Genomic DNA, 18,921 nt, shown 5'->3' with positions numbered 1-18,921 from the left:
ATGGGCCGCAGACGGTCATTCGACGCCGAAGACACGGTTACCGCCGGACTCGTTGATCTTGCCATAGCCCGGCACACTGCGTTTGATCAGGTTGACCGGACTGGTGCCGATGCTGGCAAGGTCGTTGAGTTCGAGTTGAATGAAGACTGACTTGGTCACATCGTTGGCATCAGTCGCGAAGCGGTGCATCGCCACCCGCACGACCCAGCAGCCGCCATCGTACTCAATGCCGCCAATCGCTTCGGTCAGACGATCTTCCTTGAGCGAATGCGTCAGGCGGGTCACACCGTACCAGCGCCCGCCAAGCGGCCACTGGCCGGAGATATCGAGGTCACGCAAGGTGTCCTTCGTATAGCGGTAGCTCAGGTTCAAGGTCTTGGCAAAGCCGGGCTGGTAACGCAGCGTGGTGTTGAAGCGCTCGGTACGGTCGTCACGCGGGTTGTACTGCCACAGGGACTCGAGGGTGGCGTCGGTCGCAATCCTGCCACTGAAACCGGCAAGGACGTCGGCCCGTTTACTGGTACGCGCGGTTTCGTTCTCAACCAGCGTTCCGCTCTCGTCGTAGTAGTTGCTCGTGACGCGCTGATCTTCGAAGTAATAGCGCTGACCAAGCAGGAACTTCATCCACTCCTCACCGGTTTCGGGATTGATCAATCGCGAGGTCACCGCTGCAGTCAGCTGGTTGGCGTTGGCAATACGGTCACTACCGGAGTAGAGGTTCTCGGAAAAGATCTGCGCAAAGCCAAAGTCGTAGCTACTGGTGTCAAACAGCGGAATATCGTCCTGATAACGGTAGGCCGTCTTCAGGTAGTAGAGCCTCGGCTCCAGCGTCTGGATGACATCGCGACCAAAGAAATTGGCTTCACGCTCGAACGTCATGCCCGAGTCGATCGAGAAAATGGGAATCGAGCGGGTAATTGAATCCCGCAGCGTTGCCGTCGGATCACGGTCTATGTTGTAGCTGGTGTAATGCACGCCGATTTTCGGCGTGATGTAGTAGCCCGAGCGCTCGATCGGCAGCGACAGCTGTGGATACGCCACGAAACGGGTAGCGTCGGGGTTGTCCTCGTCCGGGTGTGAAAAATTGACGAACTCGCTGTTCCACGCAAGATTCAGCCCCCCTGGGAGATCAGGCCGCGATGCATTGAGCTGCAACTGCGGCAATCTGCGATACGGCGTGGTGACCGTTTCATCCGGATCGGGGTTCAGGGTCTGATAACTCTGGACCAGCGCGGACGCACTCCACCACTCGCTGCCGGTGTAGATCAGACGCCCTTCACGCAGCAGGTTCACTTTGGAGGCGATCGAGATGTTGGAGCTCAGGTCCTCGAAGTAATCGTCATCGGAAACCCCGTTCAGGTCGAGCGAGCCATACAGTGTCGGTGTAATCCATTGCTGGTGCTGAAGCGAGCCGAGCGTGCGCTCTTCGCCAGTCTTGTTGTCGCGCGACAACCATTCGGCACTCACATCACCGCGGTAGGTTTCACCCATGTAGCGGACTTCACCACCAAGCTGAAGTCCACGCTGACTCATCCAGCGCGGTGTGATCGTCGCATCGTAGTTGGGCGCGATATTCCAGTAGTACGGCACGGCAAGGTCGAAACCGGTGGTGTTCGAGTAACCGATGGTCGGTGGCAGCACACCCGACTGCCGCTGCCCTGCCAGGGGAAACTCCGCCCACGGCATCCAGAACAGCGGTACGCCCTGAAACACGACGGTGCTGTCACGTGCCACGCCCAGGTCGCGATCGTAGTCCAGCGACATGTCCCCGGCCTTGATGTACCAGTCCGGATCGTCGACGCTACAGGTAGACCAGGTGGCATTTTCGGCGCGGTACTGGTTCTCGCCTTCAAAGTAGAGGACGCTCGCGCGCCCGCCACCGTTAACCTCGCGCGGCGGGTCACCCTGCTCCAGCGGCTCGCGGGTTCGAACGATCGAGTAGCGCGGCGCATCGAAGGAGCCGGTGCGCTCACCCAGCACGATAGACGCCGACGGACCGGACATCTCGTCCCTGCCCTGGCGCAGGCGCACATTGCCTTCGGCCACGGCTTCATCGGTCGGCTCGCGATAGATCAGCTTGTCGGCTGTCAGCAACAGCTCGCCGCGCTGCAACTCGGCATCGCCATCGGCAACGAGTTCGACCGCGCGGGTGCCGCTGATACGAACCGCGCTCACCTCCGTCGCGCCCGATGCAGCCTTGGTGCTCTGCACGACGGGCTCCGGACGCGTCGGCGTAAGCGCAGCAGGCTTCGCCTTGGCGGCAGGCGCCACAGGTGCCGTTGCGCCCGCTGCCTTCACCGGTTCGCGCGTTGCCGGCATCGCCGGCTCAACCCGTTGCACGGCCTGCGGCTTCACTTCGCGCACTTCGACGCCAGTGTTTGCCGCTGCAGCCGGTTTCGAAGTCGTCGCAGCATCGGTTTTCGTGCCCCGTGCGGTTACCGGGTTACGAATCAGGTCCGGCGACACCACCAGCGCCGGCATGTCGGCAGCCATGGCAGAGCCGGACATCCAGCACAACAGTAGCGGAATCAGTCGCATCCGCGTGTTCAAACCCAAGTCTGGCAAAGCGAACCCCAGTCGGCAGAATGTGAACGACTGCCCGCACAGGCAGCCGTATTGATAAACTCGCGAATTCTACACGAACGATCGCGGAGAACCTGCTTGCCCAGACTCGCCCAACTCCAGCACTGGCTCGACGGCCAGCTTTCCGGCCGCAGCTACGAGCTCAGTCCGGCCTCGGCCGATGCCAGTTTCAGGCGCTATTTTCGCATTCGTTTCGCTGACGGCAGCCCCAGCCTGATCGTGATGGATGCACCGCCGGCACAGGAAGACTGCCACCCCTGGCTGGCCATCGCCGGGTTGTTCCGTACTGCCGGCGTACACGTCCCCGACGTCCTTGCGGAAGACCTGCAGCAGGGCTTCCTACTTCTCTCGGACCTCGGCAGCACGACCTATCTGTCTGCATTGCAGGCGCCCGGGTGCGATCAGATTCAGGCGGCCCATCTGTATGCAGACGCAATCGGCTCGCTGATTGCGATCCAGGCTGCCAGCCGGCCGGACGTCCTGCCCGAATATTCCGAAACGCTGCTCAGACGCGAACTGATGCTGTTCCCGGAATGGTATATCGGCCACCACAAGAAAATGACGCTGGACGCCAAGGACGAGGCCACGCTGATGTCCGCCTTCGACCAGATCATCGCGGCCAACCTCTCACAGCCACGGGTGTTCGTTCACCGGGACTACCATTCCCGCAATTTGATGCACATCGAGGACGGCACCAACCCGGGCGTCATCGACTTCCAGGATGCGGTCTACGGGCCGATCACCTACGACCTCGTCTCCCTGCTCAAGGACGCCTACATTCGCTGGGACGAGGACTTTGCGCTGGATATTCTCGCGCGCTACTGGGAAACGGCGCGCCAGCTCGGCCTGCCGGTACGCGAGGATTTCGGCGATTTCCATCGCGATTACGAATGGATGGGTGTCCAGCGCCACCTGAAGGTGCTCGGCATCTTTGCCCGGCTGAGCCATCGCGACGGCAAGGAGGCCTATCTCCAGGACATGCCGCTGGTAATGGAATACCTGCGCAAGGCCTGCGACCGCTATCGGGCGCTGGGCCCGCTGCTCAAGGTCATCGACAAGCTCGACCCGGTTCCGGTCCAGTACGGTTACACCTTCTGATGAAGGCAATGATCCTCGCTGCCGGCCGCGGCGAGCGCATGCGACCGCTCACCGACGACTGCCCGAAGCCGCTGCTGATGGCAGGCGGAAAGCCGCTGATCGTGTGGCATATCGAGCGCCTGCGCGACGCTGGTATCCGCGAGCTGGTCATCAACCATGCGCACCTCGGACATCAGCTCGAAGCCGCACTTGGCGATGGCAGCGCCTTGGGCGTTTCCATCGCCTGGTCCCCGGAGACCAGCGCACTCGAAACCGCCGGCGGCATCCGCAAGGCGCTTCCACTGCTCGGCGACAGCGCCTTCATCGCGGTCAATGGCGATGTGTACTGTGACGTCGATTTCACTGCCTTGCAGACGGCCGCCAAGTGCCTGGGCGCCAGCGCCGACCTTGCCCACCTCGTTCTGGTCGCCAACCCCGAGCACAACGTCGATGGCGATTTCGCGCTTGAGGCCGGACGGGTGCTTGCACAAGGGGCGCCACGGCTCACCTTCTCGGGCGTCGGCGCCTATCATCCGCAGCTCTTCGGCGAACTCGCCGCAGATGTCCCTGCCAAGCTCGCCCCGCTGCTACGCTTGGCGATGGAGGCAGGCCGGGTCAGCGGCATTGTGCATACCGGCCGGTGGATCGATGTCGGCACACCGCAGCGCCTGGAGGCGCTCGACGCCCTGCTTACCCGCGCAGCCAGGCCGACCGAAAGACCATCCTGAATCGCGCCGCACCTTTTCCCGAACCGGCGGTCGGAGTCTGGGTCGCCGACACGTGCCATAATTTCACCATGAACGCACTGACAGACCCCCTGCACCTGGACACCCTTCCCTTCCGCGCCCGTCGCGAGCGTCTGCTGGCGCGAATGGATGCAGCCGGCGGCGGCATCGCCATCCTGCCCACCGCACCGGAACGCACGCGCAACCGCGATGCGCACTACCCCTATCGCCACGACAGCTACTTCTACTACCTGAGCGGCTTCCGTGAGCCGGAAGCGGTACTGGTACTGATTGCGGGCGATGCGCCGAAGCAGATTCTTTTCTGCCGCGAGAAGAACGAAGAGCGCGAAATCTGGGATGGTTACCGCCACGGGCCGGAAGCGGCCAGTGCCCTGTTCGGCTTCGACGAAGCATGGACCATCGGCGAACTCGAAAAGCGCTTGCCCGACCTGCTCGCAAACCAGGCCGTGCTGTGGTGCGGACTGGGCTACGACAACGAGTGGGACGCGCGGATCATGACCGCACTCAACGCAGTGCGCGCCAACGCCCGTACCGGCGTCACGCCACCGCACTCGGTGCGCGACCTGCGCGCCGACCTCGACGAGATGCGCCTGATCAAGGACGCCAGCGAACTGAACACGATGCGCCGCGCCGCGAGCATTTCGGCTGCAGCCCACTGCCGCGCGATGCAGCAGACGCAACCGGGCCGCTTCGAATACGAGATCGAGGCAGAACTGCTGCATGCGTTCCGCTCGAACGGCAGCCAGGCGCCTGCCTACACCTCGATCGTCGCCAGCGGCGCGAACGCCTGTGTGCTGCATTACGTCGAGAACGAGCGCCGAATGCGCGATGGCGAACTGCTGCTGATCGATGCCGGCTGCGAACTCGACGGCTACGCCTCCGACATCACCCGCACTTTCCCGGTCAACGGTCGTTTCAGTGGCCCGCAACGGGATGTCTACGAACTGGTGCTGGCATCCCAGCATGCAGCAAAGGCAGCCATCCGACCCGGCGCACACTGGAACGAGGCCCACGAAGCCGCTGTCGAGGTACTCGCCCGCGGCATGGTTGACCTCGGCCTGCTCCGCGGCAGCTTCGACGAAGTCATGGAAAAGGGCGATTACCGCCGCTTCTACATGCATCGCACCGGGCACTGGCTGGGCATGGACGTGCACGACGCCGGCGAATACAAGCTCGCAGGCGAGTGGCGCCCACTTGAGCCTGGCATGGTGCTGACGGTCGAGCCCGGCTGCTACATCCGCCCGTCGGCCGACGTGCCCGAGGCATTCTGGAACATCGGCATCCGCATCGAGGACGACGCGGTCGTCACCGCAGATGGCTGCGAGTACATCACCGATGGCGTGCCGCGCGAAATCGATCAGATCGAAGCCCTGATGCGGGACCAGGCCGATGCAGCGGCATGACCTCCTGATCGTCGGCGCCGGCCCGGTCGGGCTGGCGCTGGCGCTGTTTCTCAAAGACGCCGGACTGGACATCATCCTGGCCGACACCCGGGCCAGAAACGCAGCCACCGAGGACCCCCGCATCCTCGCGCTGGCGCATGGAACCCGCCTCACGCTCGAACAGCTTGGCGTGTGGCAAGGCCTGCCGGCCACCCCGATCAAGACCATCCACATCTCGCAGCAGGGCAGCTTCGGTCGAGCCATGCTGCACGCAGCGGATTACGATATTCCCGCGCTGGGGCACGTCATGCCGGCCGGGGCGCTGGCTGGCGCGCTGCGACGCAAGGTGGACGAAGCCGGCATTCGGGTTCTCGACGAAACCAAAGTCAGCCATCTCGCGCCTGGCGCGGACGACGTCATCGCCAGCCTCAAAGGGCGGCACGCCGGCACGCTGTCCGTGCAACTGGCAGCCTGCGCCGAAGGCGGCATGAACGCTGGCGACGATGAAATGGTCGAGCACGACTACCACCAGCATGCACTGATTTCCCAGGTCGCCGTCTCGGGCGGCCACCGCAACACCGCCTTTGAGCGCTTCACCAGCGCAGGACCGGCAGCATTGCTGCCCTGCGCACAGGGCTTCGCAGTCGTCCATGTCGTCGCCGCCGACGCTGCCGACAGCCTGCTCGAACTCGACGACCACACCTACCTTTCCCGCCTTCAGGCCATCTTCGGCCATCGCGTAAGCCTGACCGCCGTCACTGATCGTCTGCGCTACCCGCTCGTGCTGCGCTACCGCAAAACTCCGGTCGGACAGCGCACGGTGTGGCTCGGCAACGCGGCACAGACCATGCACCCGGTGGCAGGCCAGGGCTTCAACCTTGCCCTGCGCGACGTGCGCGCATTTGCCGACCTGTTGGTCGAACGTGGCGGCGATCCCGGTAACGCGGCGCTACTGGGCGCCTATGGCAGCACCCGTGGCCTCGACCGTCTCGGCACGATCCGCTTCACAGACAGTCTGGTGCGACTGTTCAGCAACGACATCGCCCCCTTGCGCCACGCCCGTGGCGCGGGCCTGTTCGCACTCGATCTGTGCCCGCCTCTGCGCCATTTCGTTGCCAAGCGCATGATGTTTGGCGCGCGCGCCTGGCCGTAATCGCGGCTGCGGCAAGGCAGCGGAAGCCGGGGTGAAGGGTTGCACCCGCGCCACGCTGCCCCCCAGCGCCCCCGGCATGGGGTAAAATGCCGCTCTTTTCCCGCCCGCCTCAGCCCATGCAGTTCGCCGGATTCACCTTACGCAACAACCTCTTTGTCGCCCCGATGGCCGGTGTGACCGACCGTCCGTTCCGCCAGTTGTGCAAGAAACTGGGGGCCGGTGTTGCCGTATCCGAGATGGTGACCTCGAACTCACTGCTGTACGGCAGCGCGAAAACCCAGCGTCGCGCCAACCACGACGGCGAGGTCGACCCGATCTCGGTGCAGATCGCAGGCGCCGACCCGGCAATGATGGCCGAGGCCGCACGCCACAACGCCGACCGCGGCGCCCAGATCATCGACATCAACATGGGCTGCCCGGCAAAGAAGGTGTGCAACGTCATGGCCGGCTCCGCGCTGATGCAGGACGAGCCCCTGGTTGCCCGCATCCTCGAAGCCGTCGTGAATGCAGTGCCGAACACCCCGGTCACGCTCAAGTTCCGCACCGGCTGGAACCGCGAGAACAAGAACGCACCGACCATCGCCCGCATTGCCCAGGAGTCGGGCATCCGCGCGATCGCCATTCATGGCCGCACCCGCGCCGACCAGTACATGGGCCAGGCGGAGTACGACACCATTGCACTGGTCAAGTCGCTGGTGAACATCCCGGTGATCGCCAACGGCGACATCACCACCCCGCAGAAAGCCAAGTTCGTGCTCGACTACACCGGCGCCGATGGCGTCATGATCGGGCGTGCCGCGCAGGGCCGGCCGTGGATCTTCCGCGAGATCGAGCATTTCCTGCGCACCGGCGAAGAACTGCCGCCCCCCCTGGTCACCGAGATTCTTCAGGTCTGCCGCGAGCACCTCGCCGACCTCTACGCCTTCTATGGCGAAGAGACCGGCGTGCGCATCGCGCGCAAGCACATCTCCTGGTACACCAAGGGTCTGGTCGGATCGGCGGCTTTCCGCCACACCATGAATCAACTGCCGGACGTGTCGGCACAGCTTGCAGCAGTAGACGAGTTTTTCGGTCGTCTCGCTGAAGCCGACACCCGTCTGCGCTACGAAGAAGAACTGCCTCAGGAACTTGCCGCATGAGCCGCAGCAACGAGATTGCCGATTCCGTATTCCGGACACTCGATCAGTACTTCCGCGACCTCGACGGCGAACGTCCGGCTGCGATCTACGACATGGTGATCCGCAACGTCGAGCGCCCGATGCTCGAATTTGTGCTGCAGCAGGCCAAGGGCAACCAGACCGTGGCTGCCGACATGCTCGGCATCAACCGCAATACCCTGCGTCGCAAGCTGACCGACTACGACCTGCTCTGATACACACGCTGCGGCTGCCGGCCCCCCCCCAGTAACGGCGCCGCGCCGCAACACCGATTTCCGATTCAACTCTCCAAGCCAGGCCCCACGATGAACGTCACCCAAGCCCTGATCAGCGTCTCCGACAAAAGCGGCGTGCTCGAATTCGCCCGCGAACTCGCCGGACTCGGCGTCAAGCTCCTGTCCACCGGCGGCACCGCCAGCCTGCTGCGCGAAGCCGGCCTCGACGTCACCGATGTGGCCGATCACACGGGCTTTCCAGAAATGCTCGATGGCCGGGTCAAGACCCTGCACCCCAAGGTGCACGGCGGCATCCTCGCCCGTCGCGACCTGCCCGAGCACATGGCAACGATCGCCGAGCACGACATCGGCCGTATCGACCTGGTCGTGGTGAACCTCTACCCCTTCCAGCAGACCGTTGCCCGCCCCGACTGCACGCTCGAAGATGCGATCGAGAATATCGACATCGGCGGCCCCACCATGGTCCGCGCTGCAGCAAAGAACCACGGCACTGAAGCCGGCGGCGTCGGCATCGTGACCGACCCTGCGGATTACGCCGACATCGTGGCCGAACTCAAGGCCGGCGCGGGCAAGCTGAGCTACAAGACCCGCTTCGCCCTCGCGGTAAAGGCCTTTACGCACACCGCACGCTACGACTCCGCGATCTCCAACCACCTCACCGCACTGGTCACCAACGAAGTCGGTGACGTGTCGAAGCAGACCTACCCCGAGCGCTTCCAGCTCGCCTTCGACAAGGTCCAGAACCTGCGCTACGGCGAGAACCCGCACCAGAGCGCGGCCTTCTACAAGGAGCCGAATGCGCCCGAGGGCTCGATCTCCAGCTACGCACAGCTGCAGGGCAAGGAACTGTCCTACAACAACATTGCCGACGCCGATGCAGCGTGGGAATGCGTCAAGGCTTTCGACACCGGCGCCTGCGTCATCGTCAAGCACGCCAACCCCTGTGGCGTGGCGATCGGCGCTACGCCGCTCGAAGCCTACAAGAAAGCCTTCTCCACCGACCCGACCTCGGCCTTCGGCGGCATCATCGCCTTCAACAGCGAAGTCGATCGTGCTGCAGCCGAAGCCGTCTCCGCCCAGTTCCTCGAAGTGCTGATCGCCCCGTCCTACACGGCTGAAGCCCTCGAACTGCTGCGTGCCAAACAGAACGTGCGCGTGCTCACCTGCCCGCTGGGCAAGCCTGCCGGCGCCTTCGACTACAAGCGCGTGGGCGGTGGCCTGCTGGTGCAGAGTGCGGACGAAGCCCGCATCCAGATCGCCGACCTCAAGGTGGTGACCAAGCGTGCGCCGACCGAGACCGAGATGCGCGACATGCTGTTTGCCTGGCGCGTCGCCAAGTACGTCAAGTCGAACGCCATCGTCTATTGCCGTGACGGCATGACCATCGGCGTTGGCGCCGGCCAGATGAGCCGCGTGGATTCTGCCCGTATTGCCAAGATCAAGGCGGAGAACGCAGGCCTGCAGATCGCCGGTTGCGTGGTGGCATCGGATGCCTTCTTCCCCTTCCGCGACGGTCTCGACGTCCTTGCGCAGGCTGGCGCCACTGCGGTGATTCAGCCCGGTGGCTCGATGCGTGACGCCGAGGTGATCGCCGCTGCCGACGAGCAGAACATCGCGATGGTGCTCACCGGCTTCCGCCACTTCCGTCACTGATCGCTCACACCCGGAGCAGCACATGAAAGTCCTCGTCATCGGCTCGGGCGGACGCGAACACGCGCTGGCCTGGAAACTCGCACAGTCGCCCAAGGTCACGCGCGTTCTGGTCGCCCCCGGCAACCCGGGCACCGCGCGCGAGCCCAAGCTGCAGAACGTGGCAGCAACCGAAGTCGCCGACCTCGTGGCGCTTGCCCGCAGCGAGCAGGTCGGCTTCACCGTGGTCGGCCCCGAGGCACCGCTTGCAGCCGGCGTGGTCGACGCCTTCCGCGCCGCCGGCCTGCCGATCTTCGGGCCGACGAAGAATGCCGCCCAGCTCGAGAGTTCGAAGGACTTCGCCAAGCGCTTCCTGCTGCGCCACGGCATTCCGACCGCGAAGTATCAGACCTTCTCAGACGCCGCCGAAGCCCATGCCTACATCGACGCCGAAGGCGCACCGATCGTGATCAAGGCCGACGGCCTTGCCGCAGGCAAGGGCGTGGTGGTGGCGATGACAGCGGAGGAAGCCCACGCTGCCATCGACATGATGCTGCTCGACAACAAGATGGGCGACGCCGGCGCACGTGTCGTCATCGAAGAGTTCATGCAGGGCGAGGAAGCCAGCTTCATCGTGCTGGCTGACGGCAAGAACGCACTGCCTCTGGCCACCAGCCAGGACCACAAGCGTCTGCTCGACGGTGATCAGGGCCCCAACACGGGCGGCATGGGCGCGTACTCGCCCGCCCCGGTGGTGACGCCTGACGTCCACGCCCGCGTCATGCGCGAAGTCATCCTGCCGACGCTGGCCGGCATGACCGCCGACGGCCTGCCCTACACCGGCTTCCTCTATGCTGGTCTGATGATCGATGGCGAAGGCAAGCCACGGGTGGTCGAGTTCAACTGCCGCATGGGCGACCCCGAAACCCAGCCGATCATGATGCGCCTCAAGACGGATCTTGCCGATCTCATCGAAGCAGCCATTGCCGGCAAACTCGATCAGATCGAGGCCGAATGGGACCGTCGGGTCGCGCTCGGCGTGGTGCTTGCCGCTGCGGGCTACCCTGACAGTCCGCGCAAGGGCGACCCGATCACCGGCCTGACACCCGCTGGCGAGGACAGCACACACGTCTTTCACGCCGGCACCGCCGAACGCGACGGTGAAGTCGTCACCTCCGGCGGCAGAGTGCTGTGTGTGACCGCGCTCGGAGACAACGTGAAGGCGGCGCAGAAGGCGGCATACGATCTCGCAGCAACGATTCAGTTCGATGGCTGCCAGTACCGCCGCGATATCGGCTATCGCGCAGTTGCGCGCAAAGGTTGAATCGGGTCAAACAAGGACATATGCCACGGCGGTATGATCTTTACACGGGTTATGCTTGTGAAGGTGCGGTCTGGATACAGCTGACCGCGACATCCCCATCAAGCGCAGGAAGGAGAAACCGATGACCCTTAAGTTCGAGATCACCAAGTCCGCCGGCGGCGAGTTCTTTTTCAAGCTCGTTGGCGAAAACGGCAAGACCCTGGTTCGCAGCGAGGGCTACAACGCCAAGGCAAGCTGTACCAATGGCGTCGAATCGGTCCGCAAGAATTCGACCGAAGACAAGCGCTATGCACAGAAGACCGCGTCCGACGGACGTCCCTACTTCAACCTGACCGCCACCAACGGCCAGGTCATCGGCACCAGCCCGATGTTTGCAGACGCAGCCGCCTGTGAGGCCGCCATCGCTGCAATGAAGACCGGCGCCGCTGCTGCGGCCGTAGACGATCAAAGCTGAGAATCAATGACCCCGAGCACCGTCAAGCCCTACTTCACCGATCTTCAAACCCGGATCGTCACCCGCCTCGAACAGTTCGACGGGCAGGCGTTCAAGGCAGATGGATGGGAGCGACCGGGCGGCGGTGGCGGTCTGAGCCGTGTCATCGAGGAAGGCAACTTCTTCGAGCGCGGCGGGGTCAATTTTTCGCATGTCATGGGCGACGGCATGCCCGCCTCGGCCACCGCTCACCGGCCGGAACTGGCCGGCAGGCGCTTCGAGGCAATGGGCGTGTCGCTGGTCCTGCATCCGCGCAACCCCTACTGCCCCACGGTGCACATGAACGTGCGCTGCTTCATCGCCCTGGCCGAAGGCAAGGAACCGGTGTGGTGGTTTGGCGGCGGCATGGACCTGACGCCTTATTATGGCTACGAGGATGACGTCCGCCACTTTCACGCGACCTGCAAAGCGGCAGTCCTGCCCTTTGGCGGCGAAGCCGAGCATGCGCGTCTGAAGGATTGGTGCGACCGCTATTTCTTCCTCAAGCATCGCAACGAACCGCGCGGCGTCGGCGGACTCTTCTTCGACGATCTCGGCGCTGACGGCAAGACCGATTTCGACACCGCATTCGGCCTGACGCGATCGGTTGGCGACGCCTTTGTCGACGCCTATCTGCCCATCATCGAACGTCATCGCGACGCGCCATATGGCGAGCGCGAACGCGACTTCCAGGCATATCGTCGCGGTCGCTACGTCGAATTCAATCTGGTTTTCGACCGCGGCACCCTGTTCGGCCTGCAATCGGGCGGACGCACCGAATCCATCCTGATGTCGATGCCGCCCATCGTCAAATGGCGCTACGACTGGCACCCCGAAGCCGGTTCGCCGGAGGCCCGTCTCTACGACGTCTTCCTGCAGCCCAAAGACTGGGTGTAAGCACCCCGCAGGGCGCTCACCCTCATCAGTTCGGATACACCACTTCTACCGCCTCGGGCGGCAGCCACTCGCGCAGGCTCTCGAGCAGACTTTCCTCCAGTCGCACGCGCCAGCCATCGCCAAAAGGCAGTTCCGCCTCCGCCACGGCGTTGCGATAACGCACCTTGACCGGGCAGCCACCATCGCGGAACGGCGTCAGCAAGGTCTGCAGACGGTCGGCCGTTGCCGCCGCGCCGCCACTCTCGCCCACTTCACCGTTGAGCTTCAGTTGCAGCGCACGCGCGAATCGGCTGCGCGCCTCACCCAGTGTCAGCAGCTTGTCGGCGATGATGCGGAAACCGCCCGAGAACTCGTCATTGCTGACCTTGCCCTCGATCACCAGCACCTCGTCGGTGACGATCTTGCCGCGGTTGGCATCGAGCACTTCGGAATAGACCGCCACCTCGCGCGGTTGCGTGCCGTCGTCGAGCAGCACGAAGGCCATCTTGCCGCGGTTGCCCACCTTCGTCCGCACCTCCATCACCACACCGGCCATCATGGTCAGGTCACGCGACGGCTCGATCTGGGCCAGCGTACGGCGCACGAAGCGGCGCACTTCGCCCTTGAAGGCATTGAAGGGGTGACCGGAGAGGAAGAAGCCGATCGCGGTCTTCTCTTCCTTGAGGCGCTCGCGCTCGGTCCACGGCCGCACCTTGACGAACTCGACACCTGCCCCTGCCGCCTCCGGCATCATGTCGAACAGGCCGCCCTGCATCGCATTGGCAGCCACCTGCTCGGCGGCCTCCATCGCCAGCGACACGGTCGCCATCAGTTGCGCGCGATCGAGCCCCTTGTGGCCCTCCAGCGTATCCATCGCCCCTGAGCGAATCAGGGCCTCGATCACCCGGCGGTTGGCCAGACGACGGTCGACACGCTCGCAGAAATCAAACAGGTCACGGAAAGGCGCGCCTTTCTCGCGTGCCGCGATGATCGCGCGCACCGCCGGCTCGCCAACGCCCTTGACCGCGCCCAGACCATAGCGGATCACCTTGCGATCGACCGGCACGAAGCGGTAATCGGATGCGTTGACGTCGGGCGGCAGCACCTCGATCTTGTTGGCAACGGTGTCTTCGTAGAAGATCTTCACCGTGTCGGTGTTGTCGAGGTCGGACGACATCGTCGCCGCCATGAAGGCCGCGCAGTAGTGGGCCTTCAACCATGCCGTGTGGTAGGTGACCACCGCATAGGCCGCGGTGTGCGACTTGTTGAAGCCGTACTCCGCGAACTTGGTCATCAGGTCGAACAGTTGCTCAGCCAGCGCCGGATCGTAGCCCTTCTGCTTCGCACCGTCGGCAATGGTGGCGCGGTGCTTGGCCATCTCCTCGGCTTTCTTCTTGCCCATCGCCCGGCGCAGCATGTCCGCCCCGCCCAGGGTGTAGCCGCCGATGATCTGGCTGATCTGCATCACCTGTTCCTGGTACACGATCACGCCGTAGGTCGGCTCCAGGCAGGCTTTGAGGTCGGGGTGGAAGTAGTCGATCTCCTGCTGGCCTTTCTTTCGCAGGATGAAGTCATCCACCATGCCCGAACCGAGCGGGCCGGGGCGATAGAGCGCCAGCACGGCGATGATGTCTTCGAAACGGTCGGGCGCGAGCTTCTTGAGCAGCTTCTTCATGCCGTCCGATTCGACCTGGAAGATCGCCGTGGTATTGGCGTCCTTCAGGATCTGGTAGGCCGCGGGGTCCTTGAAGCCGAGGCTCATCAGGTCGGGGCGCTTGCCGGTCTCGCGCTCCACGTACTGCAGCGCAAGTTCGATAATCGTCAGGTTGCGCAGACCGAGAAAGTCGAACTTCACCAGGCCTACGGCTTCTACGTCGTCCTTGTCGAACTGCGACACCGGGGTCGCATCATCACCATCGGCGATGTAGAGCGGACAGAAATCGGTCAGCTTGCCCGGCGCGATCAGCACGCCGCCGGCGTGCATGCCCACGTTACGCGACAGGCCCTCGAGCGGCAGCGCCAGGCTCCACAACTCCTGCACTGATTCGCCGTCGTTGCCGTCCTTCATCATGTCGCCGATCTGCGGCTCCATCTCGTAGGCACGGGTCAGTGAAACCGGCTTCGCGCCTTCAACCGGCACCAGCTTGGACAGCCTGTCACACAGGCCATAGGGCAGATCCAGCACGCGCCCCACGTCGCGCACCACGGCCTTCGAGGCCATCGTGCCGAAGGTGGCGATCTGGCTGACCGCATCCTTGCCATAGCGCTCGCGCACATACTCGATCACGCGATAGCGGTTGTCCTGGCAGAAGTCGATATCGAAGTCGGGCATCGACACCCGCTCCGGGTTGAGGAAGCGCTCGAACAGCAGTGCGTACTCAAGCGGATCGATGTCGGTAATATCAAGCGAATAGGCCACCAGCGAACCGGCACCGGAACCTCGCCCCGGCCCCACTGGCACGCCGTTCGCCTTGCCCCAGCGGATGAAGTCGGCAACGATCAGGAAGTAACCGGGAAAGCCCATCTGGATGATGGTGTCGGTTTCGAACTTCAGCCGATCCTCGTAGCGCTGGCGCTGACGCTCGCGCTCCTCCGGGCTCGGGTACAACTGGGCGAGCCGGCGTTCCAGCCCGTCCTTGGCCTCCTGCACCAGGAAGTCGTCCAGCGTCATGCCTTCTGGCGTCGGGAACTGCGGCAGGAAGTTCTTGCCCAGTTGCACCGTCAGCGAGCAGCGGCGCGCGATCTCGACCGCGTTCTCAAGTGCCTCGGGGAGATCTGCGAACAGTTCGCACATCTCGTCCTGGCTCTTGAGGTACTGCTCTTCGGTAAAGTCACGCGGACGACGCTTGTCAGCCAACACGTAGCCCTGCGCGATACATACGCGCGCCTCGTGTGCCTTGAAATCCTCGCGGGTGAGGAACTGTACCGGATGCGTCGCCACCACCGGCAGACCGAGCTTGTTCGCCAGCACCAGCGCCTGGCGGATATAGGCTTCGGTGCCAGGATGCCCGGCGCGCTGCAGTTCGATATAGAAACCGCCGGGAAATAGCCGCTTCCAGTCGGCCGCCAGCAGTTCTGCAATCTCGGGATTGCCGTTGACCAGGTTCTGGCCGATATCGCCCATCATGGCGCCGGAAAGACAGAGCAGATCGCTCGCGGCGCCGTCCTCAAACCACGCGCGGCGCAGTTCTGCCCGCCCGCGGTGCTTGTTCTCCAGGTAGGCGCGCGTCAGCAGTTCGGACAACTGCCCATAACCATTGCGATTCTTGCAGATCAACAGTACGCGATACGGCTTGTCGCGCTCGACCTCGTTCTCGATCCAGACATCCGCGCCAATGATCGGCTTGATGCCCTTGCCGCGGCTACCCTTGTAAAACTTGACCATCCCGAACAGGTTGGCGAGATCGGAGATGCCAAGCGCAGGCATGCCGTCAGCCGCTGCGGTCGAAATGGCCTGATCGATCTGGACGATGCCGTCCGTGATCGAATATTCGGTGTGAAGACGAAGATGAACGAAACGGGGGGAATGTGCGGAACTCATGGGCGCAATTTTACCCGAGCGACGCCATCCCCCCCGTACTCGGGAAGAAAAAGTCCGGTGCCGTCATGCCGCCACCGGACCCAAGTCCAGCTTCAGTCCTTGCCGGGTTCGTCCTTGCGCAACTTGGCCAGCCAGTACTCCATCTGGCGACCGGCCGCTTCGCGACCACCCAGTCCGAAGGACAGGGCCACCGCCACTGCGACCGCGCCAAAACCCAGGCCGAAAGCCAGATTGACGATATCGTCGGCGATGCCCATCGCACGCAAGCCCATTGCGATCACCAGTCCGAGAATGGCAATGCGGGCAATGCGAGCCAGGCCGCTTGTATGCTCGCCACTGGCCCGGCTGATGGCCTCGGCAGCGAGGTTGGCGAGCCAGAAACCGGCAACGAGGATCACCGCGCCGAGCAGGATGTCGCCACCAAACTGAACAAACATCGTCACCAGTTCGCTGATCTGACCGAACCCCAGGCGATTTGCCGCTTCCACCACAGCAAACAGCATCGCAAAGAACAGCACCAGGCGCCCCACCAGCGCCGATGCGGTGCGCCCTTCGCCAATCGCGTGCCCAAGGCCCAGCTTCGCCGGCAGCAGGTCGAACCCGACGCCTGCGAGCAGTCGCGCAACCAGACCCGACGCGAAGCGGGCAACGAACCAGGTCACGCCCAGAATCACCGCCGCAGCCAGGATATTGGGCACGGCACCAAAGAACTGGTCGAGCATGCTGATCGCCGGGGCGGACACGGCCTCGATCTTCAAGGCGTCGAGTGCTGCGATCAGGCTCGGCACGAAGACCAGGATGAACACCAGCACGCCGGCAAGGCGCGACAGTTTCACGGTCTCATCCAGTCCGATGCATGTGCCGAGCTTGTCGGCGCCCGCAGCCGCAAGGAGATTGCTGACCAGCCCGCGCAAGACCCTGGCCACCAGCCAGCCTACGAATCCGATGACCAGCGCGGCAAAGATGTCGGGCACCATCGACAAGGCGCGATCGACCATGCCCTGCACCGGCTCAAGCAGGCCCTGGAGCTGAAAGGCACCGAGAATGGCCGGCAGGAACAGCAGGATCACCAGCCAGAACGCGACATTGCCCATGTTGGCGCTCATCGGCTCCATGCCGGCCTCAGTTGCGAGGCGTTCATCCAGCGTGGTTGTTGCCAGCATCTTGCTCGTGAGCGCCCGAAGGACGGTCGCGAGCACCCAGGCAAGCACCGAAAGGATGGCACCCGCCAGCAGATGTGGCAGGTAGGTGGTGATCTGGGCCAGCAAGGCGGCAAACGGAGACGACAGGCTCTCCAGATCGAGAATATTGAGTACCGCGACGACGGTAATCAGCAATACCAGTCCGAACAAGCCGAGGCTGAGCATCGACTCAAGGTCGAACGCCTGCCCGGTGCCACTCTGAAGCTTCTGGTTGATGCCCGCGACCCGCAATATGCGGCGACTGCCCGCGCGAACAAGGACTGCGGCAAACCAGCCCAGCGCCAGGATGGCAAGCGCACCGAGTATGCCCGGCAGGCTGCCGCCCAAGGTCGATTGCAAGCTCGCAATCAGCGTGTTCTGTTCCATTGTTGTCGATCTCCCTGGTCGTCATGAGATGAGCGGTAGCACACGTGACGCTTGTTTCATCACGCAAATGCTGCACCGCGTCATACAGGGAACATATGCCAGACCCAACAACTTTGCAACAAACATAAACTCACCAAACGACCCGAGCCACCGCAGACCGGTCAGGGCAACAGAATGCTGGAACCCGTCGTCAGGCGCGCCTCAAGATCGGTATGCGCGCGGGCAGCTTCGCTCAGCGGATAACGCTGGTTGATCTCGATCTTCAGCTTTCCAGCACTCACGACATCGAACAGATCAGCCGCCATTGCGACCAGATCGTCCCGCTCCGCGGTGTAGGTAAACAGTGTCGGACGGGTCAGGAACAGCGACCCCATCTTCGCCAGCAGGCCGCAATCGAAAGGTGGGACCGGGCCGGATGCTGCGCCGAACAGCACCATCATGCCCATGGGCCGCAGGCAGGCCAGTGAATCCATGAAGGTATCCGCACCGATCGAGTCGTAGACCACCGGCACACCGCGCCCACCGGTGATGGAGCGGACCTGTTCGGCAAAGCGTTCGCGGGTATAGACAATCGGATGATCGCAACCGTGGGCGCGTGCGATCTCGGCCTTTTCGTCCGAACCGACCGTACCGATCACCGTCGCCCCGAGCGCCTTCGCCCACTGGCACACCATCAGTCCCACCCCGCCCGCAGCGGCGTGGATGAGGATGGTGTCACCCGGCTGCACGCGATACGTGCGGCGCAGCAAATACTGGGCGGTCAGGCCCTGCAACATCATTGCCGCGCCCTGCTCGAACGAAATCGACTCGGGAAGGGAGACCAGACGGTCTGCGGGGATGTTACGTACTTCGGCATAGGCACCGAGCGGGCCGCCCGCATACGCGACGCGGTCACCCACCTTGAGTCCATCGACCCCGTCACCGAGCGCTTCGACCACGCCAGCCCCCTCGAGACCGATGCCCGAAGGCAAGGGGACCGGATACAGGCCACTGCGGTGATAGGTATCGATGTAGTTCAGGCCGACGGCGTGGTGGCGCACGCGTGCCTCACCGGCAGCAGGCGCGGCGGGGTCGAACGACTCCCATTGAAGGACGTCGGGCTTACCAGTCTGATGAAAGCGGATGGCGTGCGGCATGGCGGTCTCCTGGCGGGCGCACCCGCTGCGGAAACCGCCGG

The 18,921-nt window shown here is 63.7% G+C and carries 14 protein-coding genes; 10 read left to right on the top strand and 4 right to left on the bottom strand.

Going from position 1 to position 18,921, the window contains the following annotated elements; translation table 11 throughout:
- Positions 1–15: 15 nt before the first annotated feature.
- On the bottom strand, positions 16–2,538 hold the full coding sequence (locus CEW87_RS12185) for an LPS-assembly protein LptD (protein ID WP_234421524.1): 2,523 nt from the start codon (positions 2,536–2,538) through the stop codon (positions 16–18).
- A 123-nt stretch (positions 2,539–2,661) separates the two neighbouring features.
- Between CEW87_RS12185 and CEW87_RS12180 the strand changes: the two genes are divergently transcribed.
- The 10 genes from CEW87_RS12180 to hemF all read left to right on the top strand — a co-directional run bounded on the left by CEW87_RS12180 (position 2,662) and on the right by hemF (position 12,656).
- The gene (locus CEW87_RS12180; protein WP_108973349.1) at positions 2,662–3,681 is read left to right on the top strand and encodes an aminoglycoside phosphotransferase family protein; all 1,020 of its coding nucleotides are present in this window, start codon (positions 2,662–2,664) and stop codon (positions 3,679–3,681) included.
- Between the two features lie 8 nt (positions 3,682–3,689).
- Positions 3,690–4,388: an N-acetylmuramate alpha-1-phosphate uridylyltransferase MurU gene (gene murU, locus CEW87_RS12175; RefSeq protein WP_108973347.1), complete on the top strand. Its 699-nt coding sequence runs from the start codon at positions 3,690–3,692 to the stop codon at positions 4,386–4,388.
- A gap of 68 nt (positions 4,389–4,456) precedes the next feature.
- Positions 4,457–5,809 (top strand): Xaa-Pro aminopeptidase, encoded by a 1,353-nt coding sequence (pepP, locus tag CEW87_RS12170; protein WP_108973345.1) that lies wholly within the window; start codon positions 4,457–4,459, stop codon positions 5,807–5,809.
- Entirely contained in the window at positions 5,796–6,941 is a 1,146-nt protein-coding gene (locus CEW87_RS12165; RefSeq protein ID WP_108973343.1) for an FAD-dependent monooxygenase, read from the top strand. The genes pepP and CEW87_RS12165 overlap by 14 nt, the downstream gene beginning before the upstream one ends.
- Positions 6,942–7,057: 116 nt before the next feature.
- Entirely contained in the window at positions 7,058–8,080 is a 1,023-nt protein-coding gene (gene dusB / locus CEW87_RS12160; protein ID WP_108973341.1) for a tRNA dihydrouridine synthase DusB, read from the top strand.
- Positions 8,077–8,313, top strand: coding sequence for a helix-turn-helix domain-containing protein (locus CEW87_RS12155; RefSeq protein WP_108950997.1), 237 nt, complete (start codon positions 8,077–8,079; stop codon positions 8,311–8,313). The genes dusB and CEW87_RS12155 overlap by 4 nt, the downstream gene beginning before the upstream one ends.
- Before the next feature lie 90 nt (positions 8,314–8,403).
- Positions 8,404–9,987 (top strand): bifunctional phosphoribosylaminoimidazolecarboxamide formyltransferase/IMP cyclohydrolase, encoded by a 1,584-nt coding sequence (gene purH, locus CEW87_RS12150; RefSeq protein ID WP_108973339.1) that lies wholly within the window; start codon positions 8,404–8,406, stop codon positions 9,985–9,987.
- 22 nt (positions 9,988–10,009) lie between these two features.
- Entirely contained in the window at positions 10,010–11,287 is a 1,278-nt protein-coding gene (gene purD / locus CEW87_RS12145) for a phosphoribosylamine--glycine ligase (protein ID WP_108973338.1), read from the top strand.
- Positions 11,288–11,408: 121 nt separating this feature from the next.
- On the top strand, positions 11,409–11,741 hold the full coding sequence (locus tag CEW87_RS12140) for a YegP family protein (RefSeq protein ID WP_108973336.1): 333 nt from the start codon (positions 11,409–11,411) through the stop codon (positions 11,739–11,741).
- A gap of 6 nt (positions 11,742–11,747) precedes the next feature.
- Positions 11,748–12,656 carry an oxygen-dependent coproporphyrinogen oxidase gene (hemF, locus tag CEW87_RS12135; RefSeq protein WP_108973334.1) on the top strand — a complete coding sequence of 303 codons (909 nt, stop codon included), beginning with the start codon at positions 11,748–11,750 and terminating at the stop codon, positions 12,654–12,656.
- A gap of 25 nt (positions 12,657–12,681) precedes the next feature.
- Here hemF and dnaE read toward each other — a convergent pair whose 3' ends face one another.
- The 3 genes from dnaE to CEW87_RS12120 all read right to left on the bottom strand — a co-directional run bounded on the left by dnaE (position 12,682) and on the right by CEW87_RS12120 (position 18,880).
- Positions 12,682–16,176 carry a DNA polymerase III subunit alpha gene (dnaE, locus tag CEW87_RS12130; protein WP_108973332.1) on the bottom strand — a complete coding sequence of 1,165 codons (3,495 nt, stop codon included), beginning with the start codon at positions 16,174–16,176 and terminating at the stop codon, positions 12,682–12,684.
- A 92-nt stretch (positions 16,177–16,268) separates the two neighbouring features.
- Positions 16,269–17,744: a mechanosensitive ion channel gene (locus tag CEW87_RS12125; protein WP_108973331.1), complete on the bottom strand. Its 1,476-nt coding sequence runs from the start codon at positions 17,742–17,744 to the stop codon at positions 16,269–16,271.
- Positions 17,745–17,905: 161 nt separating this feature from the next.
- The gene (locus tag CEW87_RS12120) at positions 17,906–18,880 is read right to left on the bottom strand and encodes a quinone oxidoreductase family protein (protein ID WP_108973329.1); all 975 of its coding nucleotides are present in this window, start codon (positions 18,878–18,880) and stop codon (positions 17,906–17,908) included.
- Positions 18,881–18,921 lie beyond the last annotated feature (41 nt).

Source organism: Parazoarcus communis, from assembly GCF_003111665.1.
Taxonomy (GTDB): domain Bacteria; phylum Pseudomonadota; class Gammaproteobacteria; order Burkholderiales; family Rhodocyclaceae; genus Parazoarcus; species Parazoarcus communis_B.
The sequence above is the reverse complement of the archived record's forward strand: the minus strand, read 5'-3'. Positions and strand labels throughout refer to the sequence as shown.